This is a genomic window from Variovorax glacialis (genome assembly GCF_051216375.1).
Classification (GTDB): Bacteria; Pseudomonadota; Gammaproteobacteria; order Burkholderiales; family Burkholderiaceae_C; genus Variovorax.
This window is the reverse complement of sequence record NZ_JBPJZT010000001.1, coordinates 502,536-519,398: the sequence shown is the minus strand read 5'-3', so window position 1 is coordinate 519,398 and position 16,863 is coordinate 502,536. Positions and strand designations below refer to the sequence as shown.

The 16,863-nt window shown below is 64.9% G+C and carries 15 protein-coding genes; 9 read left to right on the top strand and 6 right to left on the bottom strand.

Annotation, left to right across the window (positions count from 1 at the left end; genetic code table 11):
- Positions 1–18: 18 nt before the first annotated feature.
- Positions 19–1,119, bottom strand: coding sequence for a YihY/virulence factor BrkB family protein (locus ACSFBL_RS02610; RefSeq protein WP_435514178.1), 1,101 nt, complete (start codon positions 1,117–1,119; stop codon positions 19–21).
- Positions 1,120–1,154: 35 nt separating this feature from the next.
- Entirely contained in the window at positions 1,155–2,360 is a 1,206-nt protein-coding gene (locus ACSFBL_RS02605) for an AI-2E family transporter (protein ID WP_435514177.1), read from the bottom strand.
- A gap of 265 nt (positions 2,361–2,625) precedes the next feature.
- On the opposite strand from ACSFBL_RS02605, the gene ACSFBL_RS02600 reads away from it, so the two are divergent.
- The 3 genes from ACSFBL_RS02600 (at position 2,626) to glgX (ending at position 5,753) form a co-directional block, all read left to right on the top strand.
- Positions 2,626–3,006, top strand: a complete 381-nt coding sequence (locus ACSFBL_RS02600; RefSeq protein ID WP_435514176.1) for a hypothetical protein — start codon at positions 2,626–2,628, stop codon at positions 3,004–3,006.
- A complete protein-coding gene (locus ACSFBL_RS02595) occupies positions 2,999–3,478 on the top strand; it encodes a hypothetical protein (protein WP_435514175.1) in 480 nt (159 codons plus the stop codon). The genes ACSFBL_RS02600 and ACSFBL_RS02595 overlap by 8 nt, the downstream gene beginning before the upstream one ends.
- 142 nt (positions 3,479–3,620) lie before the next feature.
- The gene (glgX, locus tag ACSFBL_RS02590; RefSeq protein ID WP_435514174.1) at positions 3,621–5,753 is read left to right on the top strand and encodes a glycogen debranching protein GlgX; all 2,133 of its coding nucleotides are present in this window, start codon (positions 3,621–3,623) and stop codon (positions 5,751–5,753) included.
- 37 nt (positions 5,754–5,790) lie between these two features.
- Here the strand turns inward: glgX and ACSFBL_RS02585 are convergent, their stop codons facing one another.
- On the bottom strand, positions 5,791–6,699 hold the full coding sequence (locus ACSFBL_RS02585) for a class I SAM-dependent methyltransferase (protein WP_435514173.1): 909 nt from the start codon (positions 6,697–6,699) through the stop codon (positions 5,791–5,793).
- Positions 6,700–6,868: 169 nt separating this feature from the next.
- Between ACSFBL_RS02585 and ACSFBL_RS02580 the strand changes: the two genes are divergently transcribed.
- Genes ACSFBL_RS02580 through ACSFBL_RS02570 form a run of 3 tightly spaced genes read left to right on the top strand, consistent with a single transcriptional unit; the run spans position 6,869 to position 10,674 of the window.
- On the top strand, positions 6,869–8,398 hold the full coding sequence (locus ACSFBL_RS02580) for an iron-containing redox enzyme family protein (RefSeq protein ID WP_435514172.1): 1,530 nt from the start codon (positions 6,869–6,871) through the stop codon (positions 8,396–8,398).
- A 6-nt stretch (positions 8,399–8,404) separates the two neighbouring features.
- The gene (locus ACSFBL_RS02575; protein WP_435514171.1) at positions 8,405–9,376 is read left to right on the top strand and encodes a methyltransferase; all 972 of its coding nucleotides are present in this window, start codon (positions 8,405–8,407) and stop codon (positions 9,374–9,376) included.
- Positions 9,373–10,674, top strand: a complete 1,302-nt coding sequence (locus ACSFBL_RS02570) for a phosphoribosylamine--glycine ligase (protein WP_435514170.1) — start codon at positions 9,373–9,375, stop codon at positions 10,672–10,674. Before ACSFBL_RS02575 ends, ACSFBL_RS02570 begins: the two co-directional genes overlap by 4 nt.
- A gap of 39 nt (positions 10,675–10,713) precedes the next feature.
- Here ACSFBL_RS02570 and ACSFBL_RS02565 read toward each other — a convergent pair whose 3' ends face one another.
- A complete protein-coding gene (locus ACSFBL_RS02565; protein ID WP_435514169.1) occupies positions 10,714–11,397 on the bottom strand; it encodes a hypothetical protein in 684 nt (227 codons plus the stop codon).
- Between the two features lie 361 nt (positions 11,398–11,758).
- On the opposite strand from ACSFBL_RS02565, the gene ACSFBL_RS02560 reads away from it, so the two are divergent.
- Positions 11,759–13,039 carry a PQQ-dependent sugar dehydrogenase gene (locus tag ACSFBL_RS02560; RefSeq protein ID WP_435514520.1) on the top strand — a complete coding sequence of 427 codons (1,281 nt, stop codon included), beginning with the start codon at positions 11,759–11,761 and terminating at the stop codon, positions 13,037–13,039.
- An 18-nt stretch (positions 13,040–13,057) separates the two neighbouring features.
- On the opposite strand, the gene ACSFBL_RS02555 is transcribed toward ACSFBL_RS02560, so the two are convergent.
- Positions 13,058–13,699, bottom strand: a complete 642-nt coding sequence (locus tag ACSFBL_RS02555; RefSeq protein ID WP_435514168.1) for a Rossmann-fold NAD(P)-binding domain-containing protein — start codon at positions 13,697–13,699, stop codon at positions 13,058–13,060.
- 90 nt (positions 13,700–13,789) lie between these two features.
- On the opposite strand from ACSFBL_RS02555, the gene ACSFBL_RS02550 reads away from it, so the two are divergent.
- Positions 13,790–14,401, top strand: a complete 612-nt coding sequence (locus ACSFBL_RS02550; protein ID WP_435514167.1) for a DUF4337 domain-containing protein — start codon at positions 13,790–13,792, stop codon at positions 14,399–14,401.
- Between the two features lie 169 nt (positions 14,402–14,570).
- Positions 14,571–15,971, top strand: coding sequence for a DUF5666 domain-containing protein (locus tag ACSFBL_RS02545; RefSeq protein WP_435514166.1), 1,401 nt, complete (start codon positions 14,571–14,573; stop codon positions 15,969–15,971).
- A 46-nt stretch (positions 15,972–16,017) separates the two neighbouring features.
- On the opposite strand, the gene ACSFBL_RS02540 is transcribed toward ACSFBL_RS02545, so the two are convergent.
- Positions 16,018–16,863 carry a DUF6502 family protein gene (locus ACSFBL_RS02540; RefSeq protein ID WP_435514165.1) on the bottom strand — a complete coding sequence of 282 codons (846 nt, stop codon included), beginning with the start codon at positions 16,861–16,863 and terminating at the stop codon, positions 16,018–16,020.

Here is a 16,863-nt window from a genome sequence, read left to right as displayed (position 1 = left end):
GGAAGAAAAGGCGGGTTCTCAGGTTTTGAGGGCCGCAGCGGCGGCACGGCGCTGCTTTTCCATGGCCTTCATCCGCTTGTCGGCGAACATGCCCAGCGCGGCCATGACGCCCAGTGCAGCGAGCTTGGGAACGAGCGACGAGGCGGCCTTCGACAAGCGCAGGTCCACGTCCTTCTGGATTTCAGCGGACCGCGCCAAGTGCGCGTCGTCGGGCCGCAGCCCCCGCTGAGGTCCGACCGGCTCGGTTCGGGAAACCGGCGCAGGCGATTCGGCGCTTGCCGATCCATGCTCCTGCGCATAGACCTTGGTGAACTCCGCCCCCAGGAGAAAGATCTGCGCGGCGTAATACACCCATGCCAGCAGCAATACCAACGAGCCGGCGCCTGCGAATGCATTCGCCATCCCGCTCTTGCCCAGGTACAGCCCGATCAAGGCCTTGCCGATTTCGAACAGCACCGCGGTGACGATCGCGCCCATCCAGACGTCGCGCCATTCGACCCTGGTCGTCGGCATGAACTTGAAGATCATCGCAAACAGCACCGTCGTCACGCCGATCGACACCACCATGTTCAGGACCTGCAACAGGATCTCCTGACCTGGCATCAGTCCGCCGATGAACTTCCCGAAGGCCGCCAGCGCCGTGCTGATCGACAGCGACACCATCAGCAGGAAGGCCAGCCCGAGGATCAGCCCGAACGAGAACACGCGCGCCCTCAGGATGCCCCAGATGCCGCTGGGCTTTTTCGATTCAGGCACATGCCAGATGCGGTCCAGGGCGCTTTGAAGTTCCCCGAATACGCTCGTCGCGCCGACGATCAGGATGCCGATGCTGATCGCGGCGGCCAGGATGCCATCGCCGCTGATGGCGGCACTCTTGACCATCGCCTGCACGGCGTCGGCGGATTCCTTGCCGACCATGCCGGACAGCTGGCTCGCGATCTGCGCCTGGACGGCCTCGGCCCCGAAGGCCAGGCCCGCCACCGCAATGACAAGCACCAGCAGGGGCGCCAGCGAGAACATCGTGTAGTAGGAGATGGCTGCGCCCATGCTTGGCGCGAAGTCGTCCGACCAAGCCACCGCCGCCTTCTTGCAGAGACCGGCCCATTGGGATAGCTTCATGTTGACCTCTCGACGTGGCTGGGAAGCAGGTGCACTCACGTGACCGGAACGGGCTCGGTGGGTCGGACCCGATGCAGCTTGAAGGGCTGCGATACCAGTGGCCTCTCTCCGGGCGGGGCCGGCGCGGCAACTGGAATTGGCGCGGCTGCGGCGACGGCCGGAGCCCGTTCAGGCACGACATCCGCTTCGGCCTCCGGTTCTTTCGTTTCGGCGAAGAGCGACCAGGCCGTCATGAACAGTGCGGCAATGACCGGACCCAGGACGAAGCCATTGATCCCGAAGACCGCGATGCCCCCGATGGTGGACATCAGGACGATGTAGTCGGGCATCTGGGTTTCCTTGCCCACGAGGAGGGGACGCAGCAGGTTGTCGATCAATCCGATCACGACGACGCAGAAGGCGATGAGACCGATGCCCTTGAGCACCGACCCGATCGCGAGCAGGTAGAGGGCCACAGGCAACCAGATGAGCGCCGCGCCGACGGCCGGCAGCAGCGACAGGAAGGCCATCAGGACACCCCACACCAGCGCGCCCTGGACGCCGAGGAACCAGAAGGCCAGGCCGCCAAGGCCGCCCTGAACGACAGCCACCGCGACGTTGCCCTTGATGGTCGCGCGCGTCACGGTCGTGAACTTGTTGAGCAGGTAGTGCGTGTGCGGCTTGGCCAGCGGGAAGGAGTCGCGCAATGTCTTCGACAGTTCGGCGCCGTCGCGCAGCAGGAAGAACAGCAGATAGAGCATCACGCCAAAGCTCACGACGAACTCGAAGGTGTTCTGTCCGACGCTGAGCGCCCGGGCTGCAATCAACTGGCTGCCCTGGGCCGCCGCACCCTCGATGCGTTGCTGGATGCCCGTCATGTCGCCCAGCCCGAACCGGTTCATCAGGCCCGTCAGCCAGCGCGGGGAGGCGGCGACGATCTGCTCGAGATAGGTCGCGAAGTTCAACTGGCCGGACTTGATCTTTTCACTCAGGACCGAGATGTCCTGCACCAGCGACGCGCCCACTGCGGCGAGGGGCAGCACGACGACCACCAGGCAAAGCAGCAGGGTCGTGAGCGCGGCAAGCGACTTGCGTTTGCCCATGGTCTTGCACAGGCGTCGGTAGAGCGGACTGAAGAGGATGGCCAGGGCAATCGCCCACATCACCGCGCCGAAGAACGGCTGCAGGATCCACAGGAATCCGATGGACACTGCCGCCAGCAAAACAAAGAATACGGTGCGCTGCACACTGGTGGTGTTCATCGATGGGACCCGGTCGGCTTCTGCAGAGCTGATGGCAGGTGCCATGCGATGGGCTTCTGCATGCCCAGTGAAGATGCGCCCGCCGGTACCGGCCGGTTGTGGGACTGCGCGCCGACAGAACCACGGCGGTTGCAACGGTCACCCGATTCACGCATCCGCTTTCCGGCATCGACCTGTACGGGAAGCCCTACGCGCGCTGACTCACATTTACGACAGCCCGGCGTTCCGCGCCGACGTCATCGTTGCTTTTGTCCGAGGAGTCCGAATGATTCATCCCATCTTCAAGGCCCTCCTCAAGCGCCCTGAATTGGTCGTCCAGCATCTCGCCAACTATGTCGATCTGCTCAAGTACGAACTGACGGATGTCGGCAAGGGGCTATTGGTCCAGGCAGTGGCCGGCGTTGTCGCGGCCGTGTCCCTGCTCTTGGCGCTGGGCCTCACCGGCATCGCCGTCATGCTGGGACTTCTGGCGGGCCGTTTCCACTGGTCGCTGGTGGGTGTGCCGGCGGTGGCATGGGTAGGGGCGCTCGTGGGAGGGTTGCTCGCCACGCGCTCGAAGCTCCGCGAGGACGTCAAGGGTGTGAGCGATGAAATCGAACGCGACGTGAGAGTCTTGCGTCTTGCAAAGGAATTGAACGATGAATGATCCGATAGAGGTCCTGAGTCCGAAGGCCAGGCTGGCGCTCTCGCGCGCCGAATTGTTGGAGGCCATGGGCTATCGACAGACCAGCAACGCCCTTGACGACCCGGTGATCCAGGCGTTGCCACCCGCAGCGACAGAGCCGGGGGAGTCCGCCATCGCTCGAAGCTTCCTGGGACGCTGGTGGCGTCGACAGCCCGCACGCTCCGCGCTGGAGTTCATCACGCCTGGATTGGAGCGCTATGCGCAGCGCAACCCGGGTCGACTGGTGACCTATGCGGCCGGCGCAGGCGTCGTCCTGGCCGTGCTTCGGCCCTGGCGCCTCATTTCGCTGGGAGCGGCGGTCACGCTGCTCTTCAAGGCCACGAACATCGCAGACGCGGTGTCCGCCGCGCTTCGGGCGCCGGCTGCCGAACCATGGCGGGAGCCCCATTCCCCGTCGTCCCAACTTGTGCCTGCGGCCCGGCGCGCCATTTGAAGTGGCGCAACGCTGAAATGGCGCAACTCGCGCGCCCTTTCCACGTTAGTTCGTTGCCTACAGACCGGCGGGTCGAACGCCACCGACCGCGTCCTGGCCCGAACGCGATCCTCCATGTCCCACATTCATTGCTGCTCGTGCCATGTCCAACCCTGCATCCACGCCCCTTTCGGTCCAGGAGGGCTCGCCGCATCCACTGGGTTCGACCTTCACCGGCGACGGCGTCAATTTCGCAGTCTTCTCGGCGCACGCGACCAGCGTCGATGTCTGCATCTTCGACGAGTCGGGCACCCATGAAATCGGCCGCGTCACGCTGCCCGAGTACACCGACGAGATCTGGCACGGCTTCGTACCCGGACTCGGACCCGGTGCGCGCTACGGCCTGCGTGTCCGGGGACCCTACGAGCCCGAGCGCGGTCACCGTTTCAATCACAACAAGCTGCTGCTCGACCCTTACGCGAAGGCGCACATGGGGGAACTCCGTTGGGGCCCTGAAGTGTTCGGCTATACCCTGGGTCACCCGGACGGCGACCTGAGCTTCGACGAGCGTGACAGCGCGCCCTTCGTGCCCAAGTGCGTGGTGGTCGACTCCCGCTTCGAATGGACGCAGACCGATCTGCGGGTGCCGTGGAACGAAACGGTGATCTACGAGACCCACGTACGCGGCTTCACGATGCAGCACCCGTCCGTGCCGGAAGGCTTCCGCGGAACCTTTGCAGGCATGGCGCGCGACGAGGTTCTGGCCCCCATCCGCGCCATGGGTGTGACCAGCGTCGAACTCTTGCCGGTGCAGATGTTCGTGACCCAGTCCGGGCTCGAGGACAAGGGCCTCAGAAACTACTGGGGCTACGACACGCTCGGCTTCTTCGCGCTCGAACAGCGCTACATGGACGGCCCCAACATCGACGAGTTCAAGAACATGGTCGACCGTTTCCATGCCCATGGCCTCGAAGTCATCATGGATGTGGTCTACAACCATACGCCCGAAGGCAACGAGCTGGGGCCGACGCTTTCCTTCAAGGGGATCGACAACGCGAGCTACTACCGGCTGATGCCTGAGGATGGCGGACCGGGTCCGCGCTACTACATCAACGATACGGGCACCGGAAACACGGTCAACCTGAGTCACCCCCGCGTGCTGCAGATGACGATGGACAGCCTGCGCTACTGGGTGACCGAGATGAAGGTCGACGGCTTCCGCTTCGATCTCGCGACCATCCTGGCGCGCGAACCGCACGGCTTCGACGAAGGCGGCGGATTCCTCAAGAGCTGCCGGCAGGATCCCGTGCTCTCCAGCGTCAAGCTCATTGCCGAGCCCTGGGACGTCGGTCCCGGCGGCTACCAGGTCGGCGGCTTTCCGCCCGGGTGGGCCGAGTGGAACGATCAGTTCCGCGACACCGTGCGCGCGTTCTGGAAAGGTGACGAAGCCATGGCCGGCCCCATGGCGAAACGGCTGACCGCCAGCGCCGATCGCTTCCACCAGCGTGGAAGGCGCCCCTGGGCCAGCATCAACTTCATCAGCGCCCACGACGGATTCACCCTCGCCGACACCACGAGCTACAACGACAAGCACAACGAGGCCAACGGCGAGGACAACCGCGACGGTCATTCCGACAATCGCTCCTGGAACTGCGGCGCCGAAGGGCCGACCGACGACGCGGCCATCCTCGAGCTGCGCGCCCGCCAACGACGCAACCAGCTCGCAACACTGCTGCTGTCGCAGGGAACGCCGATGCTGCTCGCTGGCGATGAGTTCGGTCGAAGCCAGGGCGGCAACAACAACGCCTACTGCCAGGACAACGAAATCTCCTGGGTGGACTGGTCGCAAGCGCAATCGGAAGCCGGGCGCTCGCTTTCGGCCTTCACGGCCAGGCTGCTCGGCCTGCGACGCGACCTGCCGGTGCTGCGGCGCAGTCGGTTCCTCGCCGGCGACTACTTCGAAGGGGTTGGGGCGAAGGACGTCACGTGGCTCACTCCCTCATGCGAAGAGATGGAGGACGCCCACTGGCAGGACCCTCAGACGCGATCGTTTGCGCTCTTGCTGGACGGAAGAACGCCGGTGTCCGCGATTCCGGTCGCTGCGCATGAAGCGAGTGTGCTGATTCTTTTCAACGGGTGGAGCGATGCGCTGCCCTTCACGCTCCCCCCGGCGCCCGCGGGCCGTTGGCAGCTGGCGTTCGATACGACGAATCCAGGCCTCGGCCTCGACAATTCGACCGCGTTCGACGACTACGTGGCGACCGGTCGATCGGTGGTGATGTTCATCTGCGTGTGACAGCCGTCCGGTTCCTCGGCAGCGCACGCGGCCGAGGCTATCGGCGAGCCAGGAACGCGATGCCGTCCCAGCCGTGAAAAGGCTGCTCTCCGGCGACGACGACATCGAGCATGGACTCGGCTGCGAGCTTTGCGAAGTCTGAACGATCGGCTTCCAGGCTCCGGCCGTAGCTCAGTTCGAAGACCGCCAACGCACCACCGGGACGCAGCACCCGTCGGGATTCCTCGAAGTGCCTTGCGAGAAGCGCACGACCGGACTGGAAGAGATAAGGAAAGCTGTCGACCGCGAGCACCAGGTCGAAGCTTGCGTCATCGAACGCCGCGAGGTCGCGCCCATCGGAAAGCCTCACGGACACGTTGGGCAGGCCCTGGCAACGGCTCTGCGCACGGGCCACCATCTCTGGCGACAGGTCGACGCCGGTGATGGAGCGCAGCGCCGGTGCGAGTGCCTCTTCGAAGCGTCCGATGCCGCATCCGATCTCGAGGCCGTCCGATTCGTGATCAAGAAGCCCCTGTTGCCGCAGCCAGACCACGATCTCGTCGGTCGCGGCGGCCAGGAGCGTCGGACTGCCGAGCGAGTACAAGGCAACGCTTGCCTCGCTCGACTGTTGCGAAGACCAGTCGAACAGGCGCTTGCAAAACGCCAGGCCCTCGTCGATCGTGCGCGCCGGCTGCTCCGTATCGACACCGCTGCCCACCATGCTGGCGATGCGCACGCAGCCCTCGCGGTGAAGCGCGAGCATCGCGCCGAGCTCGGCGAAGTGCAAAGCGTCGTCCGCGGACGACTGCAATGTCAGCGTTGCCAACTCTGCTTCGATCTCCTCGACCGTCCGGCCGAGCTTCAGCCAATACATCAGGGTCATCTGGCCTGAGAGATTACCGTTCCTGAAACGCGTGACCAGCCGCATGACCTTGGGATGAATCTCCGGGGAGCTTTTGTCTTTCATCGGGCGCGTTTCGTTGGTCATTGGTCCGACAGCCTGAGGCCATCACCGAGTGATTCCTGTAGGCAAAGACACAGGTCCATGCCGTAGGCACTCTCCCACGGGGTCCGGGGACGATGCCTTATTACCTGGCCCGCGAACGCGCCCATAGTCCAGATTTGCCGATCCGACCATGATCTCGATTTTTCAAGGTTTCGTCCCGCCGCACCGACTGATGCCTTCGGGCAGTGCGGCCAACTGCGGCGCGACCTCAGAGTGTGCGGGTCGTACCGACGCGTTGCCGACGGTGCCGGGTACGAGGGATCTGTACGACCGGCTCATGCATCCCGTCGGCCTCGTGGACCCGGGGTCACGAAAAGCTGCCCGCGACTTCCTGGATGTCCGACTTCAATCGGCTGCTGCGTTTCACTGTGATCTGCCGGAAAACACCGAAGGACTTGAAGCCTGGGTCACTGCGGGGGTCGCGCGCACGGGCCGGCTTTATCAGGACTACCTCGCCCGACGCAACCAGGGCGGTCCGCGCGAGTATTTTCGCAACCGGTCGCACGCGCTGGGTGTGCTGCGCACGATAGCGCCGACAAAGCTGGTGGATGGCGCCTGGCTCTACGGCATGCTCTGGCGCGCGGGGGATGCAAGCAGCGGCGAGCTGGTCCAGACCTATCTGGAGGAGCTCGGTGACGGCGTGGCCGACAAGAATCACGTTCTGCTCTACCGCAGGCTCCTGCACGCGCATGGCATCGATGACTGGCACTCGCAGCAGGACGCCTGCTTCGAACAGGGGGCGATCCAGCTTGCGCTGGCGGCGTGCTCGGACGAGCTTTTGCCCGAGGTGATGGGTTTCAATCTCGGCTACGAGCAACTTCCACTTCATCTGCTCATCACCGCGTACGAGCTGAACGAGCTCGGGGTCGACCCGTACTATTTCACCTTGCACGTCACGGTCGACAACGCGGCCGGTGGCCATGCCATTCGGGCGGTCCGGGCTGTCCGCGATGCAACCGCAGCGGCCGCCGACCCCGAGAGCTTCTGGCGGCGCGTACGCCGGGGGTTTCAGCTGAACGAGCTGGGCGTCGGCACGAACAGCGCCATTGCCAGCTTCGATCCTCACGCCGAATTCTTGCGGGTACTGGCGCAAAGGACAGTCGAAGGCCAGTTCGCCCACTCGAACTACTGCCGCATCGAAGGCCGAACCGTCAATGACTGGCTGGCCGCTCCCGATGGCATCCAGGGCTTTGTCGAAGCGCTGGAGCGCAAGGGGTGGCTTTCCCGGAACGTGGATCCGGGAACCACGCGATTCTGGCAATTGCTGCAAGGCGAGCGCGCGGAGATGTTCGGGGTCTTCGGATCGTACGAACGGCAGGTCATCTATGATTGGATTCGAGGCACGGCGAGCAGCGATGGCGCATCCGCCCCCGCATCGACGGCGGTCGATGCGGTTCCTCATCCTCCGAGGTCGTTTCGCCATCAGCAGCGCGCAGCGTCCGCGGTCGAGGCCGGCCTCGGCGAGCGCATTCAGCTCGAATCCATGGCCGCAGACGCCGAGCTTGCCGCGCTCACTGAACGTCTTGCATCGACGCCCGACGCCGGGGTCCGGTTGAATACGTTGCGCGAAATGATGGGACCGTCCCGGCATTGGACCCCCTCGGGTCTCCATGCGACCCGGCTCTTCCGCCGGGCCGTTCTGGGCGTGGACGCGTTGTAGGTCGCCATGGACTCTGCCGAAGCAGGCGGCCCAAATCGCGAGGCATTGGTATCGCTGGGCCGCGCACTCCTTCGATCGGGCTATCGCTTCACGACAGTTTCGCCCGAATCGCACCGTCGCTTCCTGGCGCGCTTTCCTCGGGAGATGGGCACTTCATTGCGCGATGCCTTTGGCTGGAACTTGCCGATTCGACCCGCGGACATGCCCGATGACATCCGGCTGCTGTCGCAGGAGGCCGGGATTCTGACAGCGGCGGGGGCCTGCGTTCGCAGCCGCGTTCGCTTCTCGACGATCGGTGACGCCATCTACCTGCATTCCGCCTACCCGACGCTCGAAAGCGATTCGGTGTTCTTCGGACCGGACACCTATCGCTTCGTCTCGATGATCCAGCGGGAGATCGGGACGATGCCATCGGTCCGGCGGGTCGTGGATATCGGATGCGGGTCCGGCGCTGGTGGGCTGGAGGCGATTCGCAGCCTGCATGGCGTGGGCCAGCCCGCGCTGCTCGAATTGACCGACGTCAACCCGCTTGCCTTGCAGTTCGCGGCGGTGAATGCGCGGCTGGCCGGCGTCGAGCCTGTGGAACTGCGCCGGGCCGACCTCTATGCCGGCATGTTGCCGGGCGTCGATCTGATCGTCGCCAATCCGCCCTACCTCATCGATCGTGATCGACGGGCGTACCGGCACGGGGGCGGCTCCCACGGGGCGGCGCTGTCCCAGCGGATTGTTTCGGAAGGGCTCCCGCTGCTCGCACCCGGCGGCATGCTGTTGCTCTACACGGGATCCGTCGTGGTGGGAGGGAGAGATCTGTTCTTCGAATCCTTGCGGCCGGTCCTGGAGCAGTCGCGCATGCACTTCCACTACGCCGAAATCGATCCGGACGTCTTCGGTGAGGAGCTCGACGATGCGGCCTATGCGGATGCGGAGCGCATCGCGGTGGTCTCCCTGGTTGTTCAGGCACCGAAGGACCGCGAATGAGGGTCCTGGGCATCGGCGAAACCTGCGATCTCGGGGACATGTACTGGCGTCTGTTGCGCGCTGGCCATGAGGTCCGCGTATGGATCGAGGATGGCGCGTCGCACGATGTGTTCGGTGGCATGGTGGCGCGGACGAACGACTGGCGAGCCGACCTGGCCTGGGTGCGGGCCGCAGGTGCGGAGGGTCTCGTCGTCTTCGAGTCCGCCGAAAAAGGGGAGTGGCAGGATTCGCTTCGGCGTGAGGGTTACCAGGTCGTGGGCGGCAGCGGTTATGGCGACCGCCTCGAAAGCGATCGCGAATTCGGCCAGTCGGCGTTGCGGCAGGCGGGACTTTGCACGGCGCGCACGCACGAGTTCAAGGGCTTCGACGACGCGCTCCGGTTCCTCCAGCTTCGGCCCGGCCGCTACGTCTTCAAGAACAACGGTGCCGGGGCGTTGCGCACGCGAAACTACGTGGGCCAGCTGGAGGACGGCGCGGACATGAAGGCCTTCCTCGAACTGCAGAGATCGCGCACCGGGCCTGAATCGGACGTCGATTTCGTGTTGATGAAACACGTGGCGGGCGTGGAGGTGGGCGTCGGGGCCTATTTCAATGGCCAGTGTTTCCTCGATCCGCCGCTCATCGACTGGGAACACAAGCGCTTCTTCCCGGGCGATATCGGCGAACTCACCGGCGAGATGGGCACCATCGTTTCCTATCAGGGGGCCGCCGGGATCTTCCGGAGGACCCTGGCCTGCATGGCGGAGGCACTGCGCGCGGCCGGCCATTGCGGCTACATCAATCTCAACATGATCGCCAACGAGGAAGGCTTGTGGCCGTTGGAGTTCACGAGCCGCTTTGGCTATCCGGGATTCGCGATTTGCGACGCGCTGCACGACGAAGACTGGGCCACGATTCTTCGCAAGATGGTCGACCCGACTTCGAGCCGCATCCTCACCCGCCCGGGCTTTGCTTGTGGCGTGGTGTTGACGGTTCCGCCCTTTCCGTACCGATTCGGCTACGACGAACTCTCGAAGGGTCTGCCGATCACGTTTCGCGAAGGTGCATCGGCCGCCCACAAGGATGCACTTCACTTCGGCGAGGTGGCCACCATCGAAGGCCAGCTTGTCGCGAGCGGGCAGTTCGGTTATCTCGGCGTGGCCACGGGCACCGGGATCGATGTGCACGAGGCGCGACGCGCTGCGTACGCTGCGGTCCACCAGGTTTGCATTCCCAACATGCGCTACCGCGACGACATCGGCCTTCGACTGGCGAACGGCGAGTTGGACCGTCTGAAGTCCTGGGGCTATCTGGAATGAAGTCGCCTGGAGCTGCGGGGTAGCGGCTCGCGTTCCCCTTCATTGGTCTTCACGAGCGCAGAAGACGCTCGCCGGCCGCGCTATCGGATCGCGGCAGAAGGCGGCGACATAGCCCTCTCCACTGGGGTCGAGGTAATGCACGCCCGTCGCCCGGTTCAGCAATGCCTCGAAGGTGAAGTCGCCCGCGTCGATCCGCGCCATCAGGTCCGATCGGTCGAAATCGATCGAGAGCATGGTGACCGGCGTCTTGCCGGGTCCGAAAGCGGTGATCGGCGGGGCCTTGACGATGAACCGGATGGTCTGTTGGTCGAGGTCCGGAAAGAGATCCTTCAGCCCGTGCGATACCGCCAGCGCATCCTGGGACAGTTCGGTCACCACGCTCTCCGGGTACATGGGCGAGGACTGGACCAGGGTGATTTCCAGCGCGCCATCGCCGGGAGCCCTCGTGACCACGGAGCGGATCCGCGGGTGGATGTCGGCGATCGTCAAGGGTGTCGCCTGTATCAGCGGCCGGGGAAGCTGATCGGCGTTCTCGGTTCCGCGGAAAGCAAAGGCGCAGGTCAGCAGGATGGCTGTCATCGCGAGGATAAACAGCAATTCCGAGCGGGCCTTGTCTCGCGGGCTCGTGGTCTTGATCGGCAGTTCGAGAGGTGGCCGCGAACTGACCCGTCCGCCGGGCAGAGAACCCTGGTCATCATCGACGTCTGGTCGCGCGGACTTCATTTCCGTTCTCGCCGATCTGATGGCCACGGGCTGCAATGTGAAGGACGGCTCGCGAGCTCGTGTCCCGCCTGGGGAAGCGCAGGGGTGGCAGAGAGCCTTGGGGCATTTGACATCGCGTCTCCATGATTGAGTTTCAAGCGTCGTGCCCTTTGAGGCCGTGCGCTGTAGGAAAGCGCCGGTAAGTGCGGGTCTTGCCACGTGGATGCCCCGAAGAACGTCATCCGGCAACAGGTTCAGGGGTCCTCCTACGACGAAGCGTGATGCGGCAAACAAGATGCAAGCGTCAGCAATACCAGGAACTTCCATGTCTTCCCCCCAATTCGCGGTCTTGATGGCAACGGCGTTGATCGCCATGCCCGGGATGGCCGCTCCCGGCGACGCAAGCCGAGGTCCCGTTTCTTCACCGGCAGAGACGGTCGGGCCCACGCCCAACATCGCGCCCGTGGACAAACATCTGATCACGACAGTTCAGATCGCCCCGGCCAAAGGGTGGCCTTCGGGTGGCAAGCCCGTTGCGGCCCAAGGGGTTGCGGTCAACGCATTCGCGAGCGGGCTGGATCATCCGCGCTGGCTGTACGTCCTGCCGAATGGCGACGTGCTCGTCGCCGAGACCAATGCGCCGCCGAAGCCCGACGACAGCAAGGGCATCAAGGGCAAGATCATGAAGAAGGTCCAGGGCAGGGCCGGCGCGGGGGTGTCTTCTGCCAACCGCATCAGCCTGCTGCGCGATGCCGATGGCGACGGCGTGGCGGAAACAAAGACGGTGTTCATCGAGAACCTCAATTCGCCTTTCGGCATGGTGCTCGTGGGCTCGGACTTCTACGTTGCCGACAGCGATGCCATCCTGCGATTTCCCTACACCCCGGGGCAGACCAGCATCACAGCCAAGGGCGTGAAGCTGACCGACCTTCCGGCGGGCACGATCAATCACCATTGGACCAAGAACATCATCGCGTCACCGGATGGCTCGAAGCTCTACGCCACGGTAGGTTCGAACAGCAACGTGGCAGAAAACGGCATGGCCGCGGAGGACGGGCGCGCGGCCATCTACGAGGTCGATCGGACCAGCGGGCAGAAGCGCCTCTTTGCGATGGGGCTGCGCAACCCGAACGGGATGGCGTGGGCGCCTGAGAGCGGCGTCCTGTGGACGGTCGCCAACGAGCGTGACGAACTCGGAAACGACCTCGTGCCCGACTACCTGACATCGGTCAAGGAGGGCGCGTTCTACGGGTGGCCGTACAGCTACTACGGCCAGCATGCCGACGATCGCGTGAAGCCGAAGCGGGCCGACCTGGTCGAGAAGGCAATCCCGCCGGACTACGCCCTCGGCGCCCATGTGGCCGCACTCGGACTCGTCGCTGCCGGGAAGACGGACTTGCCCGACCCGTTCTCCAACGGGATGTTCATCGGAGAGCATGGCTCGTGGAACCGCAAGCCGCCCGTCGGCTACAAGGTCGTCTTCGTTCCGTTTGCGGCGGGCAAGCCGAGCGGGCAGCCAGTGGACGTGATGACCGGCTTCGTCAACGAAAAGGGCGAAGCCTTCGGACGGCCGGTGGGCGTGGCCATCGATGGCAAGGGCGCGCTGCTCGTCGCTGACGACGTGGGCAACGTCATCTGGCGAGCGGTCAAGGCGTCGAATTGATGGGCCCTGCCTGGCGTCTCACTGCATCGCGCCGGATGGCAGGATCGTCTTGCCTTTTGCGGACGGCACTGCAGCCAGCAATGCCCGCGCAACAGCTTCCCCTTCGATGGGCTTGTAGTTCGCCGGAATCAGGAAGCCGAGCACATTTCCGAGCGCGAGCCCCAGCGCTTCCCCACGCCGGGTAGGTTGTCCCACGGCTGCCCGGTTCCCGACCAGCAGCGATGGGCGCGCAATGACCAGGCCCTCGAACGGCACCTGCGCCAACGCGTCTTCGAGTTCTCCCTTCACCCGGCTGTAGAAGACCTTCGAGCCGGGGTCGGCGCCCATGGCGCTCACCAGTCCGGCCCTCCGGGCCCCGGCCGCCAGGGCCGCCGTCGCCACCGCAAGGTTGGCGTCGTAGTCGACTGCGCGGAATGCGGCCTGACTCCCCGCGACCTTGATCGTGGTCCCGAGCGCCAGGTACGCCTCGTCGGCGGGCGGCAGGGTGGGCAGTGCGGCGAAATCGACGACTTGTGCGACGAGCTTGGCATGCTGCATCGGCAGCGGTCGGCGCGAGAGGCTGAACACCGTGCCTACGCTTTCGTCTGACAGCAGGCCCTTGAGGATTTCGCTGCCCACGAGGCCCGTGGCCCCCGCGATGATGACGGTTCTGTCAGTCATGCAGATTCCTTCCATGCTGCGTGTTTTCGATGAGCCTTCGAGCCCGACGATTTCGTCATACTTCTCTCCCCCGAATTCAAAAGGATATCCATGTCAGCAGGCGGTTTTCATGTCCACGGCCCCCACGATCACGAACTCGAGCACGCAGCCGCTCACGGCCACGCTGATTCATCTGCTGCTTCCACGGAGTCCGGTCGCAGGAACATGACCAGCCAGATCGCCGTATGTACCGCCGTCATCGCCACAGTGGGAGCGATCTTTGCGTACATGGGAGGGCTCACCCAGGCCAACGCGGGACTCTACAAAAACAACGCCGGCATGAAGAAGACCGAGGCCTCCAACCAGTGGAACTACTTCCAGTCCAAGAGCACGAAGCAGGCGCTGGCCGAGTTCGCCCGGGACACGTCGCCCGATGACCGCAGGCCAGAGTGGCAGAAGAAGGTTTCCCGGTACGAGCAGGAAAAGGCCGAGATCCAGCTCGTCGCGCAGAAGCTCGAAGCCGACGCGACCGATTGGGACCAGAAGTCCGAGGCGCAGATGCACCAGCATCATCGCTGGGCACAAGCGACGACGGCGCTGCAGGTCTCCATCGCCCTGGCAGCCATGGCGCTGCTGACGCGAAAGAAGTGGCTGGAGTGGGGCATGCTTGCAGTCGCCGGGGTCGGCCTGGTCGTTGGCGCGCTGGCGGCAATGCACATCTGACCGCGGCGCGATCCCGTTGCCGCTTCTCGCGGCTCTGAGGTGGCCGCCGCATCCGTCGGCGTGCAACAAGGGCTACCGGACGTAGTCGGACGGGACATATGGATACGTCCATCGTCAAGCAGACACGCTTCGAGGTCGGGCCGACGCAAAGGCCGCTCACAATGAACCGATGAACAAACACCTGCATCGCGCTCTGCTTGCCTTGTCCGTAGGCGTGGTGCTCTCCTGCGGCGGCGGGGGTGGCGGAAACGGTGGCGTTGCGTTGGTTGGATCGGGTGGCACCACTGCGGCCCAGGGTCCCGCTGCGACGACGCCGATCGAATTCGGCTTCAAGGGCGTGGATGCTTCGGGCGCGGGTCCCGTTGACGCAGCGGCCGGCTCGAGCGGCGGGCCTGCAGCAACCGCCACGGCTTCGGTCGAGGGCGGTTCAGGGGTCGGGTCTGGCGGCACTGGCGTCACGGCGTCGGGGGGCGACAGTTCCGGCGTCGGTTCGGGCGGCACCGGGGCTTCCGCGTCGGCAGGGGACAGTGGCGACGCGGGCGTCGGCGGCGTCGGCGGTGTCGGCAGCATCATCATCAACGGTGTTCGCTACGACACCAGCTCGGCGATCCTGAAACTGAGAGACGCGCCCGCCTTGCAGCTCGGAATGACGGCCAAGGTGACCGGGCCGACCAATTCGGACTTCACCGAGGGCGTGGCCATCCAGGTGGAATCGTCCGTGGATCTGCGCGGTGTGATCACCTCCAGGGACCTCGCTGCCGGCAGCTTCGTGGTCCTCGGGATGAACGTCATCACCGAAAGCGGCACGGTGTGGGGCAACATCTCCGCGCCTTCCGCGCTCGCGCCGGGTGTCGCCGTGAGGGTTTGGGGCCTGCCTGCGGGCCCGGGCGTGTTGCGTGCGACACGCCTGGAGCAAAACACCCTCGAAACGCCCATCCTTTCAGGCCCGGTGCAAAACGTGGCCCCGGGCAGATTCACGATCGGTGGACTGACCGTCGACGCAACGGGCGCGACCGTCGAAGCGGCTGCGCTGACACCAGGTGCCAATGTGCGGGTTCGTGCGGACGCGCAGCCCTCGTCCGGGCTGCTGAAGGCCAGGTCGGTCGAGCTGTGGTATCCGCTGTCGCTCACCGACGGCGCGCGAAGGCAAGTCGGCGGCGTGGTGACGAACTACGCCGGGGCAAGCTTCTTCCGCGTCCTCGGCATTCCCGTGGACGCTTCCTCTGCCAAGGTATCCGGGGGGCCGTTGTCTTCGCTCGGAAACGGGGCGGAGGTCGACGTCGCCGGAGTGGTGTCCAACGGCATCCTGATCGCGGCCAAGATCAAGGTCAGGAAGGTGCCGGGCGGCGGCAGCAGCCTCGACGACGACTTCGAGGTGATTGGTCCCATCGGGGCGTTCAAGTCGTCTTCGGACTTCAAGGTGAAGGGGCAGCGCGTCGACGCAAGCCAGGCCGGCATTCAGTTCATCAACGGGACCCAGGCGAGCCTGCGCAACGGCACGAAGGTCACGATCACGGGCGATCGGATCGTCAACGATGTCTTGATGGCAACGCGCGTCGTTTTCGACTGACGGGTTACGGCGGGCGAGAAGCCATCCTGTGGCCGCGTGCCGAGGGTCATCCTTTCTTAACTGAGGATGGGGGAGGTGCCGCCGGGGCGGCCGCAGTGTCTTCGTAGTAGGTGTAGATGCCGACCCGGATGCGACCCGAAGCCTCCTTGTCTGCCGACTCGTAGGCGCGCCGCATCTCACGCGTGAGTTCGTCGTGCAGACCGCTCCAACGTTCACGCGTGAGCTGGTGGATGCGCTCGCAATCGTCGAGCGAAATGCCAGCCGCGAACACCGAGCGCTCAAGCATCGGAAGCCTTTCGCCGATGGTGTTCGACACGCCGGCCAGAAGGTGGTCGCGGGCGTTGTCGCCGAGGAACGAGAGCATTGCCCTCAGGTCGCTCGCCGGCACGAAGCCGGCCACGGCAAGCTCCGTCCTGCCGTCGCGTTCGGTCGCCATGTGCAGGCGCACGAGTTCGTCCAGGATGACCCGGTGATGCACGTTGCCGCGGCTGGCGCGTCGCGCGACGGCCTCGAAGGACGGCACCGATTCGTCTTCAGACACGATCGCCAGCGAGCGATGGGAAGGGTCGTCCGCGAACATCTGCAGCCACAAGGTCAGCGTCTTGGCCTCCGCCGAACTCTCCGTCTGGGGCAGCGGTGTCGACTCTTCACGCACCATCGCGGTCACGACCTTGCGGTTCAGTCCGGTGGTTACCGACAACTGGCTGATGTTCGGTTCCGTGCCTTTTTCGATCCATGCGCGACGCGCTTCATCGACCAGGATCTCCCGGAGCAGTTCTTCCAGATGCGCGTGCTTGACGCCGAAGGCGAGCGCCAGCCGCACCAGGGGGCGCAGCACGCGGGCGCAGGCCGCGAGGACCCACCCCAGCTGGCCTTCCCTGCCTTGCGCCAT

Coding starts and splice junctions, on each gene's coding strand:
- ACSFBL_RS02610 (WP_435514178.1), bottom strand. CDS start 1,119: ATGAAGCTATCCCAATGGGCCGGTCTCTGCAAGAAGGCGGCGGTGGCT.
- ACSFBL_RS02605 (WP_435514177.1), bottom strand. CDS start 2,360: ATGAACACCACCAGTGTGCAGCGCACCGTATTCTTTGTTTTGCTGGCG.
- ACSFBL_RS02600 (WP_435514176.1), top strand. CDS start 2,626: ATGATTCATCCCATCTTCAAGGCCCTCCTCAAGCGCCCTGAATTGGTC.
- ACSFBL_RS02595 (WP_435514175.1), top strand. CDS start 2,999: ATGAATGATCCGATAGAGGTCCTGAGTCCGAAGGCCAGGCTGGCGCTC.
- glgX (WP_435514174.1), top strand. CDS start 3,621: ATGTCCAACCCTGCATCCACGCCCCTTTCGGTCCAGGAGGGCTCGCCG.
- ACSFBL_RS02585 (WP_435514173.1), bottom strand. CDS start 6,699: ATGAAAGACAAAAGCTCCCCGGAGATTCATCCCAAGGTCATGCGGCTG.
- ACSFBL_RS02580 (WP_435514172.1), top strand. CDS start 6,869: ATGATCTCGATTTTTCAAGGTTTCGTCCCGCCGCACCGACTGATGCCT.
- ACSFBL_RS02575 (WP_435514171.1), top strand. CDS start 8,405: ATGGACTCTGCCGAAGCAGGCGGCCCAAATCGCGAGGCATTGGTATCG.
- ACSFBL_RS02570 (WP_435514170.1), top strand. CDS start 9,373: ATGAGGGTCCTGGGCATCGGCGAAACCTGCGATCTCGGGGACATGTAC.
- ACSFBL_RS02565 (WP_435514169.1), bottom strand. CDS start 11,397: ATGAAGTCCGCGCGACCAGACGTCGATGATGACCAGGGTTCTCTGCCC.
- ACSFBL_RS02560 (WP_435514520.1), top strand. CDS start 11,759: ATGGCCGCTCCCGGCGACGCAAGCCGAGGTCCCGTTTCTTCACCGGCA.
- ACSFBL_RS02555 (WP_435514168.1), bottom strand. CDS start 13,699: ATGACTGACAGAACCGTCATCATCGCGGGGGCCACGGGCCTCGTGGGC.
- ACSFBL_RS02550 (WP_435514167.1), top strand. CDS start 13,790: ATGTCAGCAGGCGGTTTTCATGTCCACGGCCCCCACGATCACGAACTC.
- ACSFBL_RS02545 (WP_435514166.1), top strand. CDS start 14,571: ATGAACAAACACCTGCATCGCGCTCTGCTTGCCTTGTCCGTAGGCGTG.
- ACSFBL_RS02540 (WP_435514165.1), bottom strand. CDS start 16,863: ATGGCGCAAGGCAGGGAAGGCCAGCTGGGGTGGGTCCTCGCGGCCTGC.